This window comes from Deltaproteobacteria bacterium, assembly GCA_016219225.1.
Lineage (GTDB): Bacteria > Desulfobacterota > RBG-13-43-22 > RBG-13-43-22 > RBG-13-43-22 > RBG-13-43-22.
In genome coordinates, this window is record JACRBX010000170.1 from 1 (window position 1) to 18,728 (window position 18,728).

General features: G+C 48.5%; 15 protein-coding genes. 13 read left to right on the forward strand and 2 right to left on the reverse strand.

Features of this window, described 5'->3' with window-relative positions:
• Positions 1 to 182: 182 nt before the first annotated feature.
• The 9 genes from HY879_14900 (at position 183) to HY879_14940 (ending at position 11,715) form a co-directional block, all read left to right on the forward strand.
• Positions 183 to 500 carry a hypothetical protein gene (locus HY879_14900; protein MBI5604626.1) on the forward strand — a complete coding sequence of 106 codons (318 nt, stop codon included), beginning with the start codon at positions 183 to 185 and terminating at the stop codon, positions 498 to 500.
• 656 nt (positions 501 to 1,156) lie between these two features.
• Entirely contained in the window at positions 1,157 to 2,125 is a 969-nt protein-coding gene (locus HY879_14905; GenBank protein MBI5604627.1) for a glycosyltransferase family 4 protein, read from the forward strand.
• Between the two features lie 474 nt (positions 2,126 to 2,599).
• Positions 2,600 to 4,465: a polysaccharide biosynthesis protein gene (locus tag HY879_14910; GenBank protein ID MBI5604628.1), complete on the forward strand. Its 1,866-nt coding sequence runs from the start codon at positions 2,600 to 2,602 to the stop codon at positions 4,463 to 4,465.
• A 309-nt stretch (positions 4,466 to 4,774) separates the two neighbouring features.
• Positions 4,775 to 6,574 carry a type IV pilus assembly protein PilM gene (gene pilM / locus HY879_14915; GenBank protein MBI5604629.1) on the forward strand — a complete coding sequence of 600 codons (1,800 nt, stop codon included), beginning with the start codon at positions 4,775 to 4,777 and terminating at the stop codon, positions 6,572 to 6,574.
• Between the two features lie 6 nt (positions 6,575 to 6,580).
• The gene (locus tag HY879_14920) at positions 6,581 to 7,171 is read left to right on the forward strand and encodes a hypothetical protein (protein MBI5604630.1); all 591 of its coding nucleotides are present in this window, start codon (positions 6,581 to 6,583) and stop codon (positions 7,169 to 7,171) included.
• Positions 7,172 to 7,175: 4 nt separating this feature from the next.
• Entirely contained in the window at positions 7,176 to 7,598 is a 423-nt protein-coding gene (locus HY879_14925) for a hypothetical protein (GenBank protein ID MBI5604631.1), read from the forward strand.
• Positions 7,595 to 9,292, forward strand: coding sequence for a secretin and TonB N-terminal domain-containing protein (locus HY879_14930; GenBank protein MBI5604632.1), 1,698 nt, complete (start codon positions 7,595 to 7,597; stop codon positions 9,290 to 9,292). Before HY879_14925 ends, HY879_14930 begins: the two co-directional genes overlap by 4 nt.
• Before the next feature lie 3 nt (positions 9,293 to 9,295).
• The gene (locus HY879_14935; GenBank protein ID MBI5604633.1) at positions 9,296 to 10,603 is read left to right on the forward strand and encodes an AAA family ATPase; all 1,308 of its coding nucleotides are present in this window, start codon (positions 9,296 to 9,298) and stop codon (positions 10,601 to 10,603) included.
• Positions 10,600 to 11,715: a tetratricopeptide repeat protein gene (locus HY879_14940; protein ID MBI5604634.1), complete on the forward strand. Its 1,116-nt coding sequence runs from the start codon at positions 10,600 to 10,602 to the stop codon at positions 11,713 to 11,715. The genes HY879_14935 and HY879_14940 overlap by 4 nt, the downstream gene beginning before the upstream one ends.
• Before the next feature lie 76 nt (positions 11,716 to 11,791).
• Here the strand turns inward: HY879_14940 and HY879_14945 are convergent, their stop codons facing one another.
• A complete protein-coding gene (locus HY879_14945) occupies positions 11,792 to 12,217 on the reverse strand; it encodes a membrane protein insertion efficiency factor YidD (GenBank protein MBI5604635.1) in 426 nt (141 codons plus the stop codon).
• A gap of 144 nt (positions 12,218 to 12,361) precedes the next feature.
• Complete coding sequence (locus HY879_14950) at positions 12,362 to 13,324, reverse strand: hypothetical protein (protein ID MBI5604636.1); 963 nt, start codon at positions 13,322 to 13,324, stop codon at positions 12,362 to 12,364.
• A 258-nt stretch (positions 13,325 to 13,582) separates the two neighbouring features.
• Between HY879_14950 and HY879_14955 the strand changes: the two genes are divergently transcribed.
• From HY879_14955 to hslU, 4 genes are read left to right on the forward strand one after another with little or no spacing between them, the layout of a single operon-like run.
• Positions 13,583 to 15,799 (forward strand): LPS-assembly protein LptD, encoded by a 2,217-nt coding sequence (locus tag HY879_14955; GenBank protein ID MBI5604637.1) that lies wholly within the window; start codon positions 13,583 to 13,585, stop codon positions 15,797 to 15,799.
• A 32-nt stretch (positions 15,800 to 15,831) separates the two neighbouring features.
• Positions 15,832 to 16,737 (forward strand): tyrosine recombinase XerC, encoded by a 906-nt coding sequence (locus tag HY879_14960; protein MBI5604638.1) that lies wholly within the window; start codon positions 15,832 to 15,834, stop codon positions 16,735 to 16,737.
• A 1-nt stretch (position 16,738) separates the two neighbouring features.
• The gene (gene hslV, locus HY879_14965; protein ID MBI5604639.1) at positions 16,739 to 17,266 is read left to right on the forward strand and encodes an ATP-dependent protease subunit HslV; all 528 of its coding nucleotides are present in this window, start codon (positions 16,739 to 16,741) and stop codon (positions 17,264 to 17,266) included.
• Between the two features lies 1 nt (position 17,267).
• Positions 17,268 to 18,647, forward strand: a complete 1,380-nt coding sequence (hslU, locus tag HY879_14970; GenBank protein MBI5604640.1) for an ATP-dependent protease ATPase subunit HslU — start codon at positions 17,268 to 17,270, stop codon at positions 18,645 to 18,647.
• The last annotated feature ends 81 nt before the right edge of the window (positions 18,648 to 18,728 follow it).

Genomic DNA, 18,728 nt, shown 5'->3' on the forward strand with positions numbered 1-18,728 from the left:
AAAGAAGGTGCAATGGAAACCAGGAAAGGACGTAGTTCACCTAAAAAAGCGGCAAGGGATGCAACATCTTTCATCTTTGGACAGGGGGGATTGATGGAAACGGCTTTTCCACCGGAGGATATGGATGATTATCTGGAACGTCGTGGTTTTGTCTTCCTGGGAAGACTTGGGGAGGTGTTAAAATGGACCAATTAACTCAGAAATATCTGGATTATCTTTTAGAATCATTAGATCACATTGATGTGACAGGATTTGAATTGTTGGAGTTTTTAGATGTCAGAAGCCGACTGGCTGATCGAGAGCCCCTCTTGAGCGATCAGGAAAAGGTCCAATTAGAAAACTTGGATAGACGGTTCCTCTCGATGTCGGATTTTATCAAGAGTCGTATATTGGAAGTGGCTGATTTGGCCGAGATGAGAAAACGATCCCATGTTTTGCCATCCCATTGGTGGTGGTATCTCGATGAGATTTCCCAGGTGAAACAGAAAATTGCGGTTTAGAGATCAGGAAACGTAAGTAGCCAAGATTACACAATTTAATTTGTAAAAAACAGAAAAGGAGAAAGTAACGGGGATCTATTTTTCGAGTTTTATCTTAGGAGCCTTAGGGGCTTGGGTTGTAGCAAGGTTTGGAAGTTGATTGGGGATCCTTGATCATCCCAACAGCCGGAGTTCTCATGGTATCCCAACTCCTAAAGGAGGGGGAATAGGGATTTTTGCTGCCTATTTCTGCCCAAGGTTGTTTTGGGAAAGATCCACTTCAATACGGAGACCTTAAGAAAATTGACAACCCCTCTGATCGTTTCATCGGAACGGCTCCGGCGGGATACCGGGTTTGTTCCGAAATACAATCTCAACAACACGATTAAAGAAATTATTCACTGGTACAGGATTCACTCAAAATGATTTTAACAGAACTTGAAGGAAAAGGGGGACCTTCGACAGAAAAGCCCTTTACCCATTTCATCTCAAGGGCCAATTGAGTAAAATTATCTGTGGTTTTGGACGAGGAATAGTTTTTTGATTTTAAGAACTCTGATTCTGGATACGCCCCCCGCCCGGTTCGAAGGGAGGGGGTGCCTGACTGAAAAATTCAGTTAGTCGGTTTTTTGAACATTAAGAAATTCGGACTCGCTTAACTTCCAAAGCTGAAAAAATTGACTGAACCAGGGCTATATTTAACGAGTTTTATTTCAGGGGTTGTCGGGGCCTGGGTAATAACCAAATTTGGTCGAAGATTAGGTTTTCTTGACCATCCGAACGGGCGAAGCTCCCATTTTATCCCCACTCCTAAGGGCGGAGGCATTGGGATTTTTGCTGCCTTCCTTCTTTCTTGCCTATATGCCGGGATATCCATATATTTCTGGTTCCCTCTAACCTTCTTATCCATTCTGGCCTTTTGGAATGATCGTAGCGAGTTATCGCCAAAATGGAGACTTTCAGTCCAATTCCTTCTCATTATATTGCTTCTTACCGGAGCAGGCTATTCCACAACTGATTGGGGTTGGCACTGGCCATGGGTTCTGTTTGGTGCCGTTTTTATTGTCGGGACAACCAATATCTACAATTTCATGGATGGAATTAACGGGATTGCCGCAGTTACCGGAATCCTTGGCTTTGGGTTGCTGGCCTTCTATTTCCACAGTTATCAAGAAAATCCTTCGTTTTTTATTCTTTCGACTTGCATTTCCATTTCCTGTTTGGGATTTCTTCCGATGAATATGCCCAGGGCGTGGGTTTTCATGGGAGACACCGGGAGTATATTATTGGGTGGCGTTTTCGGAAGCCTTGTTTATTTATCCTCCACGACCCCCTTGAACTTCCTTTGTATGAGCTCTTTTCTATTCCCTTTTTATGCCGATGAATTGTTGACCATGTTTGTTCGATTGAGAGATAGGGAGAGTTTGATTCGTGCTCACCGAAGACATATCTATCAGTTGCTGGCCAATGAGAAGGGCCTTCCGCATTGGAAGGTGTCTGTTGGGTATGGGATTTTGCAGGCAGTGGTTGGCATTGGGGTGCTGGGCATACGAGGATACGGAACGTCAGCCGTCGTTGCCTTTCTGGCGGTTTGGTTTTTTGGGTTTTGGGTGTTCGGAGGGTGGGTGAGGAGGCCAATTGAGTAAAATAACAGTTGCCATCTTTTCCTGGCCCATGGAAGTTGATCTCTTTTATAACCGCAATTCTGTTATTGGTGGGCTTGAGAGCTTTTACTGGGGCCGGATTATGGGTAGCCGAATCGGACTGGCCGGGAAAAGTAGAGGTAATTGTTTGTCTTAAAAAAACGTTTTGAAACGTTCTTGGTCAAATGCCTGCCTAAGATTTGTTTTAGCCACGGACCCACACCGATTCACACAGACAACGTCATGATCTCACGCAGAGTACGCAGAGGACGAGGAGGAGGACAGATACCTTTTCCATTGCGGCGGGAAGACCCGGTTAAGATGTTCCCCATTGAGGGGACCGCAATGAAAAAAAGGCCGGCGCTATCGCGCACCTTGACCGATGTTTATGATGATTTTAGGCTTGTCGTCCACGAATAACTTAGCCTCTTTGCGCCATTGCGTGAGGAATACTATTGAAGAAAAGGCAAGATGGCAATGAAGATTAATAGGAAATTTGTTTACCGAAATCTTTCTATCATGATCGGGGCCGATGCCTTTCTGGTGGCCTTTTCCTTCTTCGGGGCCTATAGCCTGCGTTTTGAGTTTGTCATCCCTTCAAAGGAATGGGAGACCTTTATCCAGACCTTGCCTTTCGTCTTGATGGTTAAGATGGGAACTTTTGCCTTTTTTCATCTATATCGGGGGATGTGGCGTTATACCAGTCTGGTTGACCTGGTTAAGGTGGTCAAGGCGGTTTTGGCCAGCTCCCTTTTGATCGTCCTGTCCATTTTTATGCTTAATCGCCTTTCAGGCTATCCGAGGTCTATTTTTTTGATCGATGGAATACTGACCTTTCTGGTCATAAGCGGAATCCGGCTGCTGATCCGCCTTTATTTCTCCAGTGTGACCCCCGAGGAATTTTTCCCGGCCTTTAACCGGAAAAAACAGGAGGGAAGAAGACTGTTGATCATCGGGGCCGGAGATGCGGCAGAGAAGGTCTTGAGGGAGATACGGGACAACCCGGATGTTCTGTTGATTCCCGTGGGTTTGATGGATGATGCACCCACCAAGCAGGGAAAGACCATACACGGGGTCCCTGTTTTGGGGACCATTGAGGAAATCGATCGGCTGCCTGTGGCCTTTGACGAGATCCTGATTGCCATCCCTTCATCCAAAGGGGAAGAGATGAGGCGCATGGTGGCCATTTGTGAAAAGACCGGCAAACGATTTCGGACCATTCCCGGTATCGGCGAGCTGATCGATGGCAAGGTCTCCCTCAAGACTATCCGGGAGGTGACCCTGGCCGACTTATTGGGCCGAGAGGAAGTCCGTCTCAATCAGGAAGAGATCATTAAGTATCTTCGAGGAAGAAAGGTTCTCATAACAGGGGCCGGAGGATCCATCGGCTCGGAACTGGTTCGCCAGGTGACCCGGTTTTTCCCCAAGGCCGTGGCCCTGGTGGATGTTACGGAATTGAATCTTTTCCGGATTGAAATGGAGTGCCGCCAGCGGTTTGAATCCATCAGTGTTGAGTCCTTTTTAGTGGATATCCGCCATCGAGAATCGGTGGATCGGGTTTTTCGGGAATTCAACCCCCATGTGGTATTTCATGCTGCCGCCTATAAACATGTACCCCTTCAGGAGCTTCATCCCTGGGAGGCCGTCTTTAACAATATCCACGGCACCAGGAATCTGGTTGAAGCGGCTGAGGTCCATGGGGTGGAACGCTTTGTCCAGGTTTCCACCGATAAGGCCGTTCGTCCGACCAATGTCATGGGGGCTTCCAAGCGGGTGGCCGAGATGATCGCCGAGTGTCGAAACGGGGACTTGTCCAGCCGATTTGTGGCCGTCCGATTTGGTAATGTGGTAGGCAGTTCAGGCTCGGCCATTCCAGTCTTCCAGGAACAGATTGCCCGAGGCGGGCCGGTAACGGTGACCCATCCGGAGATAACGCGTTATTTCATGAGTATTCCGGAGGCGGCCCAGTTGATCCTCCAGGCCGGGGCCATGGGAAAAGGTGGGGAGACCTTTATCCTGGAAATGGGACGGCCGGTTCGTATCGTTGATCTGGCCAGGGATCTGATCCGCCTGCATGGCTTGGAGCCGGAAAAGGACATACCGATCCAGTTTATCGGTCTGCGACCGGGGGAAAAATTGTATGAGGAATTGATTACCGAAGGCGAGGGGATAGTGGCCACGGCCCATGAAAAGATCATGGTCATCCATGGAAGCCATTGCTCGGCAGAGACACTTAATGCCCAAATTGATGAACTGCTGACCATCGCCCGAACCTATGATGCCCCGGCCATCAAACGCAAATTGCAGGAGATTGTACCGGAGTATACACCGCAGTATATATAGCTCAAAGCCCAAAAGCTCAAAGCAAGAAATAAGTTGGGGATACGATGAGAGGGCCGCTTAAGCCCATCTCCTGAAAAGGAGATGGGCTTTTATTTTTTGGGGGTTCTGCAAACCCCAAAACGCCGTTTATTTATTTTACTTCAAAAATAGGAATATCCGTTCTATTTTTCAACCATGATTAGGGCTTATTCCATATCTTGTATCAAAGATAAAAAAATATACCAGATATTGAGTTTTTTCCTTGACTTTTTTGCGATTTAAAAGTAAAAAATTACCAGAAGAGGTGTAGGCGCAAAAAGGGGTAAATTATTGTATTCATTTCAACTTACTAAAAATGTTGTTGGAATCGATATTGGATCTTATTCTCTGAAGGTGGTGGAGTGCCAGCGGGCCGGGGAAAAGATTACCCTGCTTAATTATGAAGTCAGGCGGCTGCCTAAGCCGAAAGGGGCAGGTAACGCCTTGTCCCAGCAGGAGATCTCGGCCTTTATCCGGGAAACGCTGAAAGAGATAGGGATCAGGACTTCTGAGGTGGTCGCGGAAATAACCGGTCCCTGGACCGTTGCCAGACACCTCTTTATGACCGATCTACCGGATAACGAAATGCGGGAGGCGATCCGCTGGGGGGCCAAATCCGATTTCCCTTTTTCCCTGGAAGAAGCAATCATTGATTTTCATAAAATCGATGTTATTAAACGGGATGAAGGGGAACAGGAAGCCGAAATCATAGCTGCCGTCGCTACCCGGCAAGTGGTTGAGGAACAAGTCGCCCTGTTAAAGGAAGCCGGACTAAAACCGATTTCTTTTTCCATCCCCTCCTTTGACTTAATGCAGGTCTACCGTTTAACCCAGCCCGCCCCCTGGTCTGAGACCGTGGCTATTGTTGAATTGGGCCACAAAAGTACGCAAATAATCGTCTTGAAAGAAGGGAGCCTTAAATTTTCCCGGGACATCGCCGTGGCCGGGGATACTTTTACCCAATCGCTGACAGGTGGTTATGAAATAAATGGGCAAACGGTAGAGGTAGATGATTCCCAGGGGGAAAAGATTAAGTTCAAGGTCGACCTTCTGGAAGAATGGGATTCCGAAGACCGGATCGAAGGGGTTCCCTTGGATCTGATACAAAAACGATTAGGCCCGGTGCTGGACCGGCTTATTTTGGAAGTAGAACGATCTTTGAACTATTATAAAACCCAGTTTAAGGATTATGAAATAAAAAGGATCCTATTAACCGGCGGGGGGAGCTTGTTAAAAGGTCTGCCGAGTGTCCTGGAAAAAAATCTTGAAATTCCCGTTCAAACTTTCCAGAACGCCGGTCTGATCACCCTGAAGAAAAAGATCAACGAAGAATTGTTTTTGAGAAACCTGCCTTTCCTGGCCACTGTTCTGGGTCTTGTTACCCCTCCTCACCCTCTCATTAATCTAAGCCCTCAATATTTGGCTCCCCAGGTTAAAGCAGTTCCTTATAGGAAATACTTAAAGCCGGTCCTGACGGGAGCCCTGTCTCTGGGGGTTGTCTGGTTTTTCGGCTCTCCATACTGGACTGCCAGTCGGGAAATCGCCCGCCTTGAGAAAGAAGTAGCCGTCAAGAAAGGACAGTTGGCCCGGGTCGGGAAACCGGCCGAGGGACTGGCGCGATTCGAAAAAGAAGAAGCTGAGTTGAATAAAGCACTGGAAGGGGTTCCAAAAATCAAGGCCCATAAGCTCCCGGTGAAGGATCTGTTTCAGGAACTAAGCCGGATGGTGCCGGCCAACATGACCTTCACCCGGTTTCAATTTTCCAAAACCCAGGAGGTTTTGACAAGACCGGAAATGAAAGCCGGCCTTCCGGCTGCTGAAGCGGCACCCGCCAAGACCGGCGAAATCGAAAGGTCTGCCGGAAAAGAGGAAGGGAAAGGGGACTACCAGATATTCATCGAGGGAATAGTATTCGGGTCCGATCAGGAAATCATGGCTACCTTGTCGGATTTTACCAGGACCTTAAACCGGTCCCAATACTTTAAGGAAGCCAAGGTGCAGGCGACTTTAAAGAGCAAAGTCTATTCCAAAGGGGCTGCTGAATTTAAAATTCTGGCCAGGCTGGGAGAAGGGTCGACCCCCACGGGTTAGAGATAAATGGCCTTAAAAAAACGGGAAAAGATACTGCTGGGCGCAGCAGTGCTGGTGGGGGTCGTCATGGGGTTTGATCAATTTGTCACCCAACCCCAAAAAAAGGAAGTCAAGGTTCTCCGGGAGCAGGTCCAGGAATATAATGATAAGTTGGCATCTCTGAGTGTTTCATTGGCCGGATTTAATGCGATTAAAAAAAGGGTGGAGGACAAAAGAAAACAAAAAGAGTTGTCCGTCGGACGGGTTTCGGATGCCCGGCAATTGGACCTTCTTCTGGATCAAATGGGAAAAGAAAGCCAGATAAAAAAAGTTGACCTGGTTCAATTGACCATAAACGATTCAATAACTGGAACGCCGGCTGAAGACAAGGAGAAGTCCAAGGCCGGTTCCATTAAAAAAGTCGTCCTGGATGTGGGCCTGCTGGCTGAATATGGGACCATCGGTTCTTATCTGGAAAGCCTGCAATCCCTGCCTATTTTTCTGGAGATTGAGAAGGTTGATATCCTTCGGAAAGAAGAGTCGTTCCCTAAACTGGAGATTACCCTGCAACAAACCCTTTTTATCGCGCCTTCCTCTAAGAAGGGGCCGCAAAGTTAAGCAGATGCGGAAAATTTTTCGGATATTGGTGATTTGTTTTTGGGTCGGTTGCCTGAATTTTGGGACTACCGGGGGAGCCGAAGGGGCCGGGATGGAGCGAAATCCCTTTGCTTTTCCTCCAGGGGTTCAGAAAGGGGCCATGGTAAAAAAAGAGGGCAGCGGCCCTGAAAAGACGGCTCAGGAATCGGCTCCTTTGTTGCAAGTCACCACGATCCTGATCAGCGGTCGGACCAAAGTAGCGGCCATCAACGGGGCCTTGCTGCGCATTGGAGACGAGGTGAGCGGCTATCGCATTACGGAGATCGAAGAACGACAGGTGACCTTATCTCGAGGAAAGGAAAAACGGGTGGTGAAAATAGATCCGACGGAAAAAATTTATTTTAAAAACACGGAGTCTAATAATCGGATAATGGGATTTTCAAGATGAAAATCTTTTATGGGATGGCGGCGCTGATCGTCTGTTTGGGATTAGGGGCTGGGGAAGGCCTGGGGGCTGAAACGCAGGGCAAAGAGCTGATCATACCTACCCTGGAAGAGGCCAAACCCCTGACAACCGGACAGATCCCTAAAGAAAAATTGTATTCCCTGACCGTCCGGGATGCCGACCTGAAGGAGGTCCTTTTCGCTTTTTCCAAGGACAATGGGGTAAATATCATTGTGGATCCGGATGTGGTCGGAACGGTAACGGTAGATCTGAAGAATGTAACCATGGCTGCAGCCTTGGATGCCCTGCTTAAACCACTTGATCTCGAATATAAACAGAAAGATAATATAATAAGAGTTTCCCGACCAAGAATGGAAACGCGTACCTTTGTTTTGAATTATTTAACGACTATTAGAAGAGGTTCGGGATCGGTTAAAGGTGTTGGCGGATCTTCATCCACTTCAGCCGGTCAACCATCGGGGGCCTCACCTGGGGGGAGTAGCGGGGGGAATATAGCCAGTCAGGTGATCACGGAAGATTTTTCCAATCTTTGGGAAGAAATCGAAAAAGGAATTAATAATCTTATTACCAAAAAAACGGGGAAAAGGATTATTTCAAGGGATCAGATCATTGGAAGAAGGCAACTCGATGAATCAGTAAAGGACCCCAAAGGTGGCTTAAAAGCAGCGGCAGGTCCGGATGCAGCAGTAGCTGGAACCGGACCAACTGGTATCACTAAAGGCGAAACCAAACTGACTGAAGAATACGAAACAGATTCCGATGGCAAGCTCATTATTAATAAAATGGCAGGGATTATATTAGTGAAAGATTATCCGGAAAAGCTTCGTGAAGTGGAAAATTTTTTGGCCAAAGTCGAGGAGACGGTTCAACGCCAGATTTATATAGAGGCCAAGGTCATCGAGGTCCAATTAAATAATGCCTTTCAATTTGGCATTGATTGGCGGCTGGTCCCCAATATCATGGGCAGCGGATTCGGGGGATTTTTCCGTCAGAATCTTTCGAGCACGCTGAGTTTTCCGGCCAATAATCAGGTCCAAGTCGGGGTGTCCAATGCCGATTTTAATGCCTTGATCGATGCCCTGTCCACCCAGGGAAAGGTCGATATCCTCTCCAACCCCAGGGTTTCCACTTTGAATAATCAGAAGGCGATCATAAAAGCGGCGATTGATGATGTCTATTTCGATGTCACTGTGGCGGCCGGTACCCCTCCTATTACAACGGCAACCCCGAAATATATTACCATCGGCGTCATCCTGGATGTGACGCCGCAGATCGATTCCGATGGCACGATTATCATGGATATTCATCCCAGTGTCACAGAACGGCAGGGTACGGCCAGTTTCCCGGGAACGGGGCAGCAGGCACCCATAATCAGCGTCCGGGAGACCCAGACCATTGTCCGGGTGCGCGATGGGCAGACCATCCTGATTGCCGGTTTGATGCAGTCCAAGGAAAAGGAAGAGTTGTCCGGGGTCCCCTGCCTGATGAATGTCCCGGTTGCCGGCGAGGCCTTCCGGCATACCCGAAAGGATAAAACGAAATTTGAGATTATTGTTTTGATTACCCCGACGATCTATTCGCACAAGAAGATACTGGATTTTACCAAACAAGGAGAGCGGGTGGTCCAGGATATGCAGGCCGTCCCAACACCCAGCCGGCAGGATCTGGTGAGGTAAACCATGTATGAGCGTTATTTCGGACTTAAAGAGAAGCCCTTCCGGATAACCCCGGACCCCCGGTTTTTATATCTCAGTGAAAAACATGCCGAGGCCCTGGATCATCTGTATTACGGGATAACCCAGGGAGAAGGCTTTATGGTCATCAGCGGAGACGTGGGAACGGGGAAAACCACCATAATCCGCTCCCTTTTGGAACGCCTGGATGACCCTAAAATCCAGACGGCCATCGTCCTTAATCCTTTGCTGGAGATCGAAGACCTGTTTAAGACCATTCTGGAGGATTTCGGGCTCTCGCCAAAGGGAATTTCCAAAAAAGAGTTGATCGATCAACTGAATGCCTTTCTATTATCCCTGAACCAGGAAGGGAAAAAAGCGGTCGTCATTATTGACGAGTCCCAGAATCTGGCCCCCGACCTATTGGAGGAACTCCGGTCCCTTTCCAATCTGGAAACGGCTCAGGAAAAACTCCTCCAGATCGTTCTGGTCGGCCAACTTGAATTATGGAACAAAATCAACAGCCCCAACCTGAGGCAACTCAAGCAGCGGATATCGGTCAACTATCGCCTGGAGCCCTTATCTTATAAGGAGATGCGGGGCTATATCCACCATCGAATGACGATTGCCGGTTTTAAGGGCGAATTGGCGTTTTCCTTCAGGGCCTTACGTCGGGTTTATACGGTCTCGAGGGGCATTCCCCGTTTGATCAATCTGCTTTGTGATCGGACTTTGCTGGTCCTTTATATTGAGCAGAAGATGGAGGTGACGTCGACTCATATTAAAAAGGCTTTAGACAGCCTTCGGGGGGGGAAGCGTCCCTTTTCTATTTTCAGAGAAAAATTTTTTCGGCGTCTGGCCTTTGGGGGGATCGGAGGTTTGGTCATTTTTTTAGGCACTTTAAGCCTGCTCTGGTTAACGCCCAGGAGCCATACGACTCTGGAAGCAACCGTTATTTCAGCAGAGGCTCCCAAAACCCAGGATACGACCCGCTTTCAAAAATATTCAGTGCATATTGCTTCCTTTAAGAAAAAGAAAACGTCCGAAGAAGCTTTGGGAAAAATTCTGCATGAAGGCCTGGAAGCCTTTGAAATGATCGTCCATCTCCCGGAAACAGGGACCTGGTACCGGATCTTTGTGGGCCAATACGATACCCGGGAAGAAGCCCAAAGTCTGGCCAATCGGTTGAAGGAAAGCGGATTATTCCCTTATTCCGTGGTGACGCACCTTCCCCAGGAAAAGGCCCTTCAACAAACCGACAGAGGCCTTCAGCCGGCCCCTGACCGCTCGAAAGGACAGGGGCCGAAGCTATGAGCCTTATCCGGGAGGCCTTAAAAAGATCTGCCGATGAAACCGATCCACCTTCCACCTTATCATCCCCTATAAGGCCCGAAAAAAAGAAATCCGGGTCTTCTCAGATAGTAAAATACGGGGTGCTCCTTTTTTTACTGGCCTGTCTGGGAGGGGGACTGGTTTTCTTGTTTTTCCCGTCCAACCCGGCTGTAAAAAAAATAGAAGTTCCTTCGATCCCAAGACAAATTGTTACAAAAAGTGAGACAGGACCACAGGAACCCGTACTTATCCAGGAAAAGGTTGACTCCCAGCCGGTAACAATCGGGAAAGTGGAGGACCAAAGGCCTCAACCTTCAACCTTGTCGAAGGTGCAGTCTGAAAAGGGGCCGGCCCAAAGATCAGAAGGATTTTTTAAGGTCGCCCCTCCCCGGTTTATAATTCCAAAACCCATGGTCCGGAAAAAATCAAGTCCTGCTGCATCACGGAAATCGGTGCCCCAAATCAGACCGCCCGGGGAAGACCTGGAAATCCCTAAGGCCCAGGCAATCCCTGAAGAAACGGACCCCCTGCGGGTGGTTCATTTATTTAATGAGGCCGTTTTGAATCAGAAAAAGGGCCTTTCCAATCAAGCCCTTCAGACCTATCAGGAGATTTTAACCCTTCGACCCAGTCACTGGGAGACCTATAATAATCTGGGGCTGATCTATCAGGACCAAAAGCACTATTCAAAAGCCTTGGAGATGTTTCAGAAGGCCCTGGCACTGAACCCCCATTATCTCAAGGGCTATAATAATCTGGGCCTTTTCTATTTGAACCTGGGAAAATGGGCCGAGGCCGTAAACCAATTCCGGAAGGCCCTGGATTTGGACCCCAACTTTTTACCGGCCTATATTAACCTGGCCACCGCCTATATGAGACAGGGACGGGTCGAACAAGCCCGAAAAGGGCTTCAAAAGGCCCTGGAACATGATTCCGAAAGTTTGGAAGCCCATTATAATTTGGGCCTCCTTTGGGAAAAAGAAGGGGTGGAAGACAAGGCCCTTGAACATTATCAGAAATTTGTCTCCAAGGCCCAGGGGCCTTATATGGACCTGGCTAATCAATTAAAAAAGAGGTGGCCGGAGTTGAAATAGCAGAGGGCAAAGGGCATAGAGCGAAGGGCAAAGAGTTAACTGTTAAAACTCTCTGCCCTCTGCCCTCTGCTCTATGCTATTTTTCCCACCAGACATTGGCCGAAGGGGGATCATACAATTTGACTTTACCGCCCTGTCTGACCAAAGGGGCGGTCTGATCTTCATTGGCTTCATGGAACAGGCGGTCTATGGTCAACATAAGACCCAGGAGGGGGCCGTATTCCGAGAAGGCCTGTTTTCCATATACCGAGCAACTCGGGAGCATGTAGCAATTAGATTCCAGAACCGGGGAGAGGATTTTTTGATAGCCCTCGATACCTAACGATAAAAAAGAGGGGGCATTCAGGGGAGGTTGGGCGTCGGCAGGTTCCAATCCATGTCCCTGAAGGGGCAGGGCGAGCAGCATAAAGATAAGCAGGTTGATAAGATTAGCTCTTAAAGGACGTTTGGCGATAATCATTTTTTTTCTGACCATGCGGTCTTTATTAAATTTGATGGACATGTAAGAAGTCGCCAAGGCTCGCATTACGTCATTCCGGCGAAAGCCGGAATCCAGGTTTAATGGTCTGGTTTCCGGTTTCCACCGGGACAGTGTCTGGACCCCGGGTTTCACCGGGGTGACGGTATGAGTGACTTTATTTTTACTCTAAAAAGTTCGCCTGAGTGTCATAAATAACCCGGATGCAGAGGGGATGGAGGAAAAGATGCCGAATCGGATCCCATAACCTTCCATAAAATCGGTTTCCAGTTTTTTATTGATTTTATGGGCGCTGTTTACGGCACTATAAATGTTTCCCGAATACCAGGCCAGTTCGATAAAACCCAAGAGGGCCCCTAGACCGCTGTTGCCCTGTTGAAAAGAGGAGATGGCCGCCCAGGTAAAGAGACCGTTTATGCTAAAGGCGATCAAAGCGTCCTGCCGACGATCTAAATACCAGTGTCCGGCCCCCGGAAGAAAGGCTGCCAGGGTCCCGGCGATTAATGGAGATTTATAAGGGAGTTGTTTGGCTTTCCGGAAAAAGACTTCGTGGCTCTCTTTTTCCGAATCCGTTAAAGGGAAGGTTTTTAATTTTAATCGAGCCTGATCAGAGCGTTTTTGGGTAATAAGACCCCAAAGAACGGATCGAGCCGCCTGGATTTTGAAAGATGAGGCACCCTCCTGGAGGATTTTTTCCCAAAGGTCCAAGGCCTCATCCTCCCGGTCCAATTTCCAGAGGATCCTTCCGACTTTGAATTGGATTTCTTCTTTATAAGGGGTAGCGGGGCTTTTTTTCAGGACTCCTTCCCAATGGAGGAGAGCCTCTTTAAAGGATTTGGTTTGAAACAGGGCTTCTCCCAAAAGGTAATCGGTCTCATCGGCCTTTGATCCTGAAGGATTGAGAAAGAGATATCTTTTGAATTCGGTTATGGCTCGAAAATAATCCTGATGTTGAAAGAGATGCCGGGCAAAGGCGAACTGCGATTCTCCCGCGTCGGGGATTTCAGCCGGGTTGGACCAGGCCAGGGCCGGCAGGAAAAGGATCAGCAGCAAAGGGATAACCTGTTTTCTCAAGAAGGCTTTTCTCCCCCTGCAGGATAAGGCCGGCACGGAGAGATTATTTGATTTCATGCTTGCGGTGCCCCTGTTGGCGTTATAATGTCAGGCAAGATGCTGACCTATTGACCAAAGTCAATGGGTTGCAAAAGGGTTAATGGTATAGGAGAAAGTAACGCGCCCTGGCAGGGAACATACCATAGGGCCTTTTAATAGCCAAGAAATATGTTGGAGTACAATTATTATTTATCAGGTGGTTATCAGTTGTAATAGAAAAAAAGATGTGTTAAAAAGTCGGCAAGTTTTTATTTTTTCGATGACAGGGAGCGGACTATGCCCAACCGGTACCGGACCATTGGGATCCTTATTTTTTTATTCATTATTTTGGGACTTTCCCTTTCTTCCCAAGGGGCCGACGGCCCCCTTTCCTTTGGTTCAGGAACAGCCAAAGAACCCTGGGACATCGAGGCCCGGGAACTGAGTTATGATAAAGATACCGACATCTATACGGCCGTTGGGGAAGTGGTCATCAAAAAAGGCCCCAGGGTCTTAAAGTGTGATTACGCCCAGGTCAACCACAAAACCATGATTGCCCAGGCTCGAGGGCATGTGGAATTTATTTCAGCCGGTGATGAACTACGCGGAGATGCATTGACGGTTGATTTGAAAAATCAGACCGGTGAGGTCACACACGGCCGGCTTTTCCTGAAAAAGAATAATTTTCACATTACCGGGGAGCGGATCTGGAAAACAGGGGAACAAAGCTATAAGATCATGAACGGGACGTTGACCTCCTGTGACGGGGAAAACGTCCCCTGGGAGATCAGGTCCAAGGAATTGCTGGTCACCATCGACGGTTATGGACAGGCCTGGCACCCCACCTTCCGGATAAAGAAAATGCCCGTTCTATACGCTCCTTATGCCCTTTTCCCGGCCAAGACCACCCGGCAGAGCGGCTTTTTGATCCCCGAGCCGGGATATTCCAGCCGCGACGGGTTGACCTTGAATCTCCCTTTTTATTGGGCCATTTCCGGAAATACCGACGCCACCTTTTACGAGTATATGATGAGTCGCCGGGGTTTCATGCAAGGGGCTGAATATCGGTATGTCCTTTCTCCCCAATCCAAAGGCACCCTGATTGTGGATTATCTTTTTAAGGATGGATTGAGCCAGGAAGAATTTAATAAGGGAAACATCAGCAAACCCTATTCGGATCGGTACTGGTTTCGTTCCAAGATCAACCAGGGCCTGCCGGCCAACATGGATTTGAAAATGGATCTGGACTGGGTCAGCGACCGGGATTATTTGAAAGAATTCCGGGGCACACCCAACGGTCTGGATCGTAACCGGCGGACTTTTTTGAGTGAGTTTTATCGGGATCTGGACGATGAAACCCAGCTCATCAGGCGGAATGCCGCGGTAATCACCAAAAACCTGGGCACTTATAATTTTACCGGCGGGTTTACCTATTACCAGGAATTGCCCGAAACCAATACCACCTTAAATCAACTCCCCTATGCCCGTTTTGACGGTATTAAACAGGAATTCTGGAAGGGATTGTTTTTTCAATGGGGTTCTACCTATAATAATTACTGGCGTACCAATCTGGATCGGGGACAGGTGATGGAACTCACCCCGACCCTCTACTATCCGGTCAAGTTCCGGAACTATCTTAATATGGAAACCTCCATTGGATTGACCGAGACCCTGGTTCAGGCTGACAATAGGCAAAGTAGTGCCGTCGATTCTTTCGGGACCCGTTCCGTACCCAACTTCAAAATGGATATGTCTACCGACTTTCAAAGGATTTTTTCCCTTTCGGGAGGGGAAGTTCAAAAGATTAAACATAATATCCGGCCTCAACTGATCTATAATTATGTCCCTGAAATTAAGCAGGATTCCTTGCCCACTTTTGTCCCGGCTATTACCAAGCTTAATACCGTGACCTACTTATTGACCAATACCCTGACCGGGAAATCGTTTTTGGGAAAAGGGGGACAAGGGGAGGACCTTTTCGGCTATCGGGATTTTCTCCTGTTTAAATTATACCAGACCTATGATATTAATGTGGCCCGAGGAGGGACCGCGACTACCACGACTACTACGACTACTGGGACCACCACGACGACGACTACTACTACCACTACGCATCCCTTTTCCAACGTCATTGGTGAACTGGAGGTAATTCCCGGCCCCTATCTCTCTTTACGATCCAGTGCCGGGTGGTCCCCCAATACCGGACAGTTGGATACCCAAACGCACAACTTGACCGTGATGGATAAAAAAGGCAATCGGGCTTATGTAGAATATTTGGCCGCCAATGGGGATCAGATCAGGCAGATCAATTCCGACCTGTTCTGGAAAATCAGTTCTATCTGGTCGGCCAATTTTCTTACCAGATATTCCCTGGATCAGAATAAAAATTTTGAAACGACCTTTGGAGTGACTTATACCCATCAATGTTGGGGGATAAAACTCAATTACACCGATACACCGGATGATAAAAGAATCCTCTTTTCCTTTTCTTTAAAAGGGTTGAGTGAATTTTAGATGTTTAATTTAATCTTTTAATAAAATGGGTTATGGACCGAATCCGCCAAATCATTGAAGAATTTCTGTATCAACAAGAGACCGAGCAAAGATTGTCGACCCATTCCTTAAGAGGATATCGTCAGGATTTGGGGGAATTTTTGGATTATCTCACCCTTCAAAGGGTGGAAGCCATCGGGCAATTGGATCTGCCTTTGATAAGGGGGTTTTTGGCCCGATTGCACAAAAAAAATAAGAAAAGCACGGTGGCCCGAAAGATGGCCGCCCTGCGGTCCTGTTTCGGTTATGCCCAGAAAAAGGGATGGATTCTGGAAAACCCGATAGCCCAGGTCCGGACTCCCAAGGTTGAAAAAACAATCCCCCCTTTCCTTTCGGAAAAAGAGGTTGAAACCCTGTTGTCGGAACCGGTCTCCGATGTCCTGTTGGAACTCCGGGACCAGGCCTTTCTGGAGCTTTTTTATGCCTCGGGGTTGCGTCTCAGTGAATTAACCCATCTGGATTGGAGTTCGCTGGACTTTTCTTTGGGGTTGGTCCGGGTCCTCGGCAAGGGGGGGAAGGAAAGGATCGTCCCGGTGGGACGGAAAGCCATGGGGTCTTTAAATAAATACCAACAGGCCCTGACAGGAGCCCAAAAACGATCGGAAATTAAAATAAAAAATCAGCAGGCCGTATTTTTGAATCGGTTCGGGGAGAGGGTCAGTGATCGAACCATTGCCCGCAGGCTGAAAAGAAGGGTGGTGGGGGAAAATTTGTCCCCGACCATCAGTCCTCATGCCCTGCGGCACAGCTTTGCCACGCATCTGTTGAATGCCGGGGCCGACCTGCGGGTGGTCCAGGAGCTGTTGGGACATACCTCCCTTTCCACGACACAAAAATATACGCATGTCAGTATGAGCCATTTACTCGAGGTCTATCGAAAGGCTCATCCAAGGGGGTAGGATGTTTGAAGGAACAACCATTTTGGCCCTGCGTCATCAGGGGAAATGCGTCATCGCCGGTGACGGCCAGGTCACGATGGGACAAACCGTGATGAAACACCGGGCCAGGAAGATTCGACGACTGTATCACGATCAAATTTTGACCGGATTTGCAGGGGCCACCGCCGATGCCCTGACCTTGTTTGAAAAATTGGAGAGCAAACTGGAACAATTTAACGGGAATTTGACCAGGGCGGCGGTCGAAATGGCCAAAGACTGGCGCACGGATAAAATCTTGCGTCGACTGGAAGCCTTATTGTTAGCGGCTGATAAGGAGCATATCTTGATTCTTTCCGGCACCGGTGATGTTATGGAGCCGGACGATGATGTGGCGGCTATTGGTTCCGGAGGTCCTCTGGCCTTGTCGGCGGCCAGGGCCTTGTTGGGCTTTTCAACTCTTTCCGCAACGGAAATTGCACGGGAGGCCATGAAGATTGCCGCTTCCCTGTGTATCTATACCAACGATCAGATTGTTTTGGAGGAATTGTAGATTGGTCAATAATTACTTAACACCCAGAGAGATTGTCTCTGAATTGGATAAATATATTGTCGGTCAGAATGCGGCTAAACGGACGGTGGCGATCGCCCTGCGGAATCGCTGGCGCCGGCAGCAGGTGCCCGAGGCGATCCGAGAAGAGATTGCCCCTAAAAATATTATCATGATCGGCCCCACCGGCGTGGGGAAAACCGAGATATCCAGGCGACTGGCCCGATTGGCCCAATCCCCATTTTTGAAAGTGGAAGTTACCAAATTTACGGAAGTGGGTTATGTCGGGCGGGACGTTGAATCGATGATCCGGGATTTGACTGAATTAGCCATTAATATGATCAAGGGGGAAGAAAAGCAGCATGTCCTGTCCAAGGCCCGGGAGATCGCCGAAGAACGTTTGTTGGACCTGTTGCTTCCTCCCAAGTCCGAGACCCCCAAGGCGGAAGAAGCGGCCGGACCCGAAAAGATCCTGGAAGTGGTCCGAAAACCCGGCTTGGAGCCCTTATCCACCCGGGAAAAATTGCGGTCCCTCTTTCGGGAAGGGAAATTGGAAGAACGGTTTGTGGATATGGAAATATCCCAGCGGGTGGTCCCTATGGTCGAAATTTTTTCCAATGTGGGGATGGAGGAGATGGACCTCAACCTGAAGGATATGTTCGGTAATCTTTTCCCCAAAAAAACCAAACGGCGCAAAGTCAAGGTCCCTGAGGCCTTTGAGATTTTAGTGCAGGAGGAGTCTTCCCGTCTGATCGATATGGACAAGGTGACCGAAGAGGCTATCCGTAAGGTGGAACAAACCGGGATCATCTTCCTGGACGAGATCGATAAAATCGCCGGCCGGGGGTCCAGTCATGGTCCGGATGTCTCCCGGGAAGGGGTTCAACGGGACTTGTTGCCTATTGTTGAAGGCTCCACGGTGACCACCAAGTATGGGATGGTTCGAACCGATCACATCCTGTTTATTGCTTCCGGGGCCTTTCATAATTCCAAGCCTTCGGATTTGGTTCCGGAATTGCAGGGGCGGTTTCCTATCCGGGTGGAACTGAATTCCCTGAGTCAGGAGGACTTTATCCGGATTTTGACCGAGCCCCAGTCGGCTTTGATCACCCAATATTGCGAATTAATGAAAACCGAAGGCATCGACTTGATTTTTTTACCGGAAGCCGTGGCTGAAATCGCCCGTATTGCCTATAATGTGAATCAACGGACGGAAAATATCGGGGCCCGCCGGCTCCATACCATTATGGAAAGACTACTGGATGATCTGTCCTTCGAGGCCCCGGACCAGTCTGAAAAAAACTGTACTATTTCTGCCGAATATGTCCGGAGTAAATTGTCGGCTATTGAAGAGAATGAAGATCTGAGCCGATACATCCTGTAAAAAGAATTTCGGATTGCGGATTGCGGATTGCGGATTTCGGAATTAAAAAAATACAAGCGAGAGGCAAGCGGGTAAAGTTCG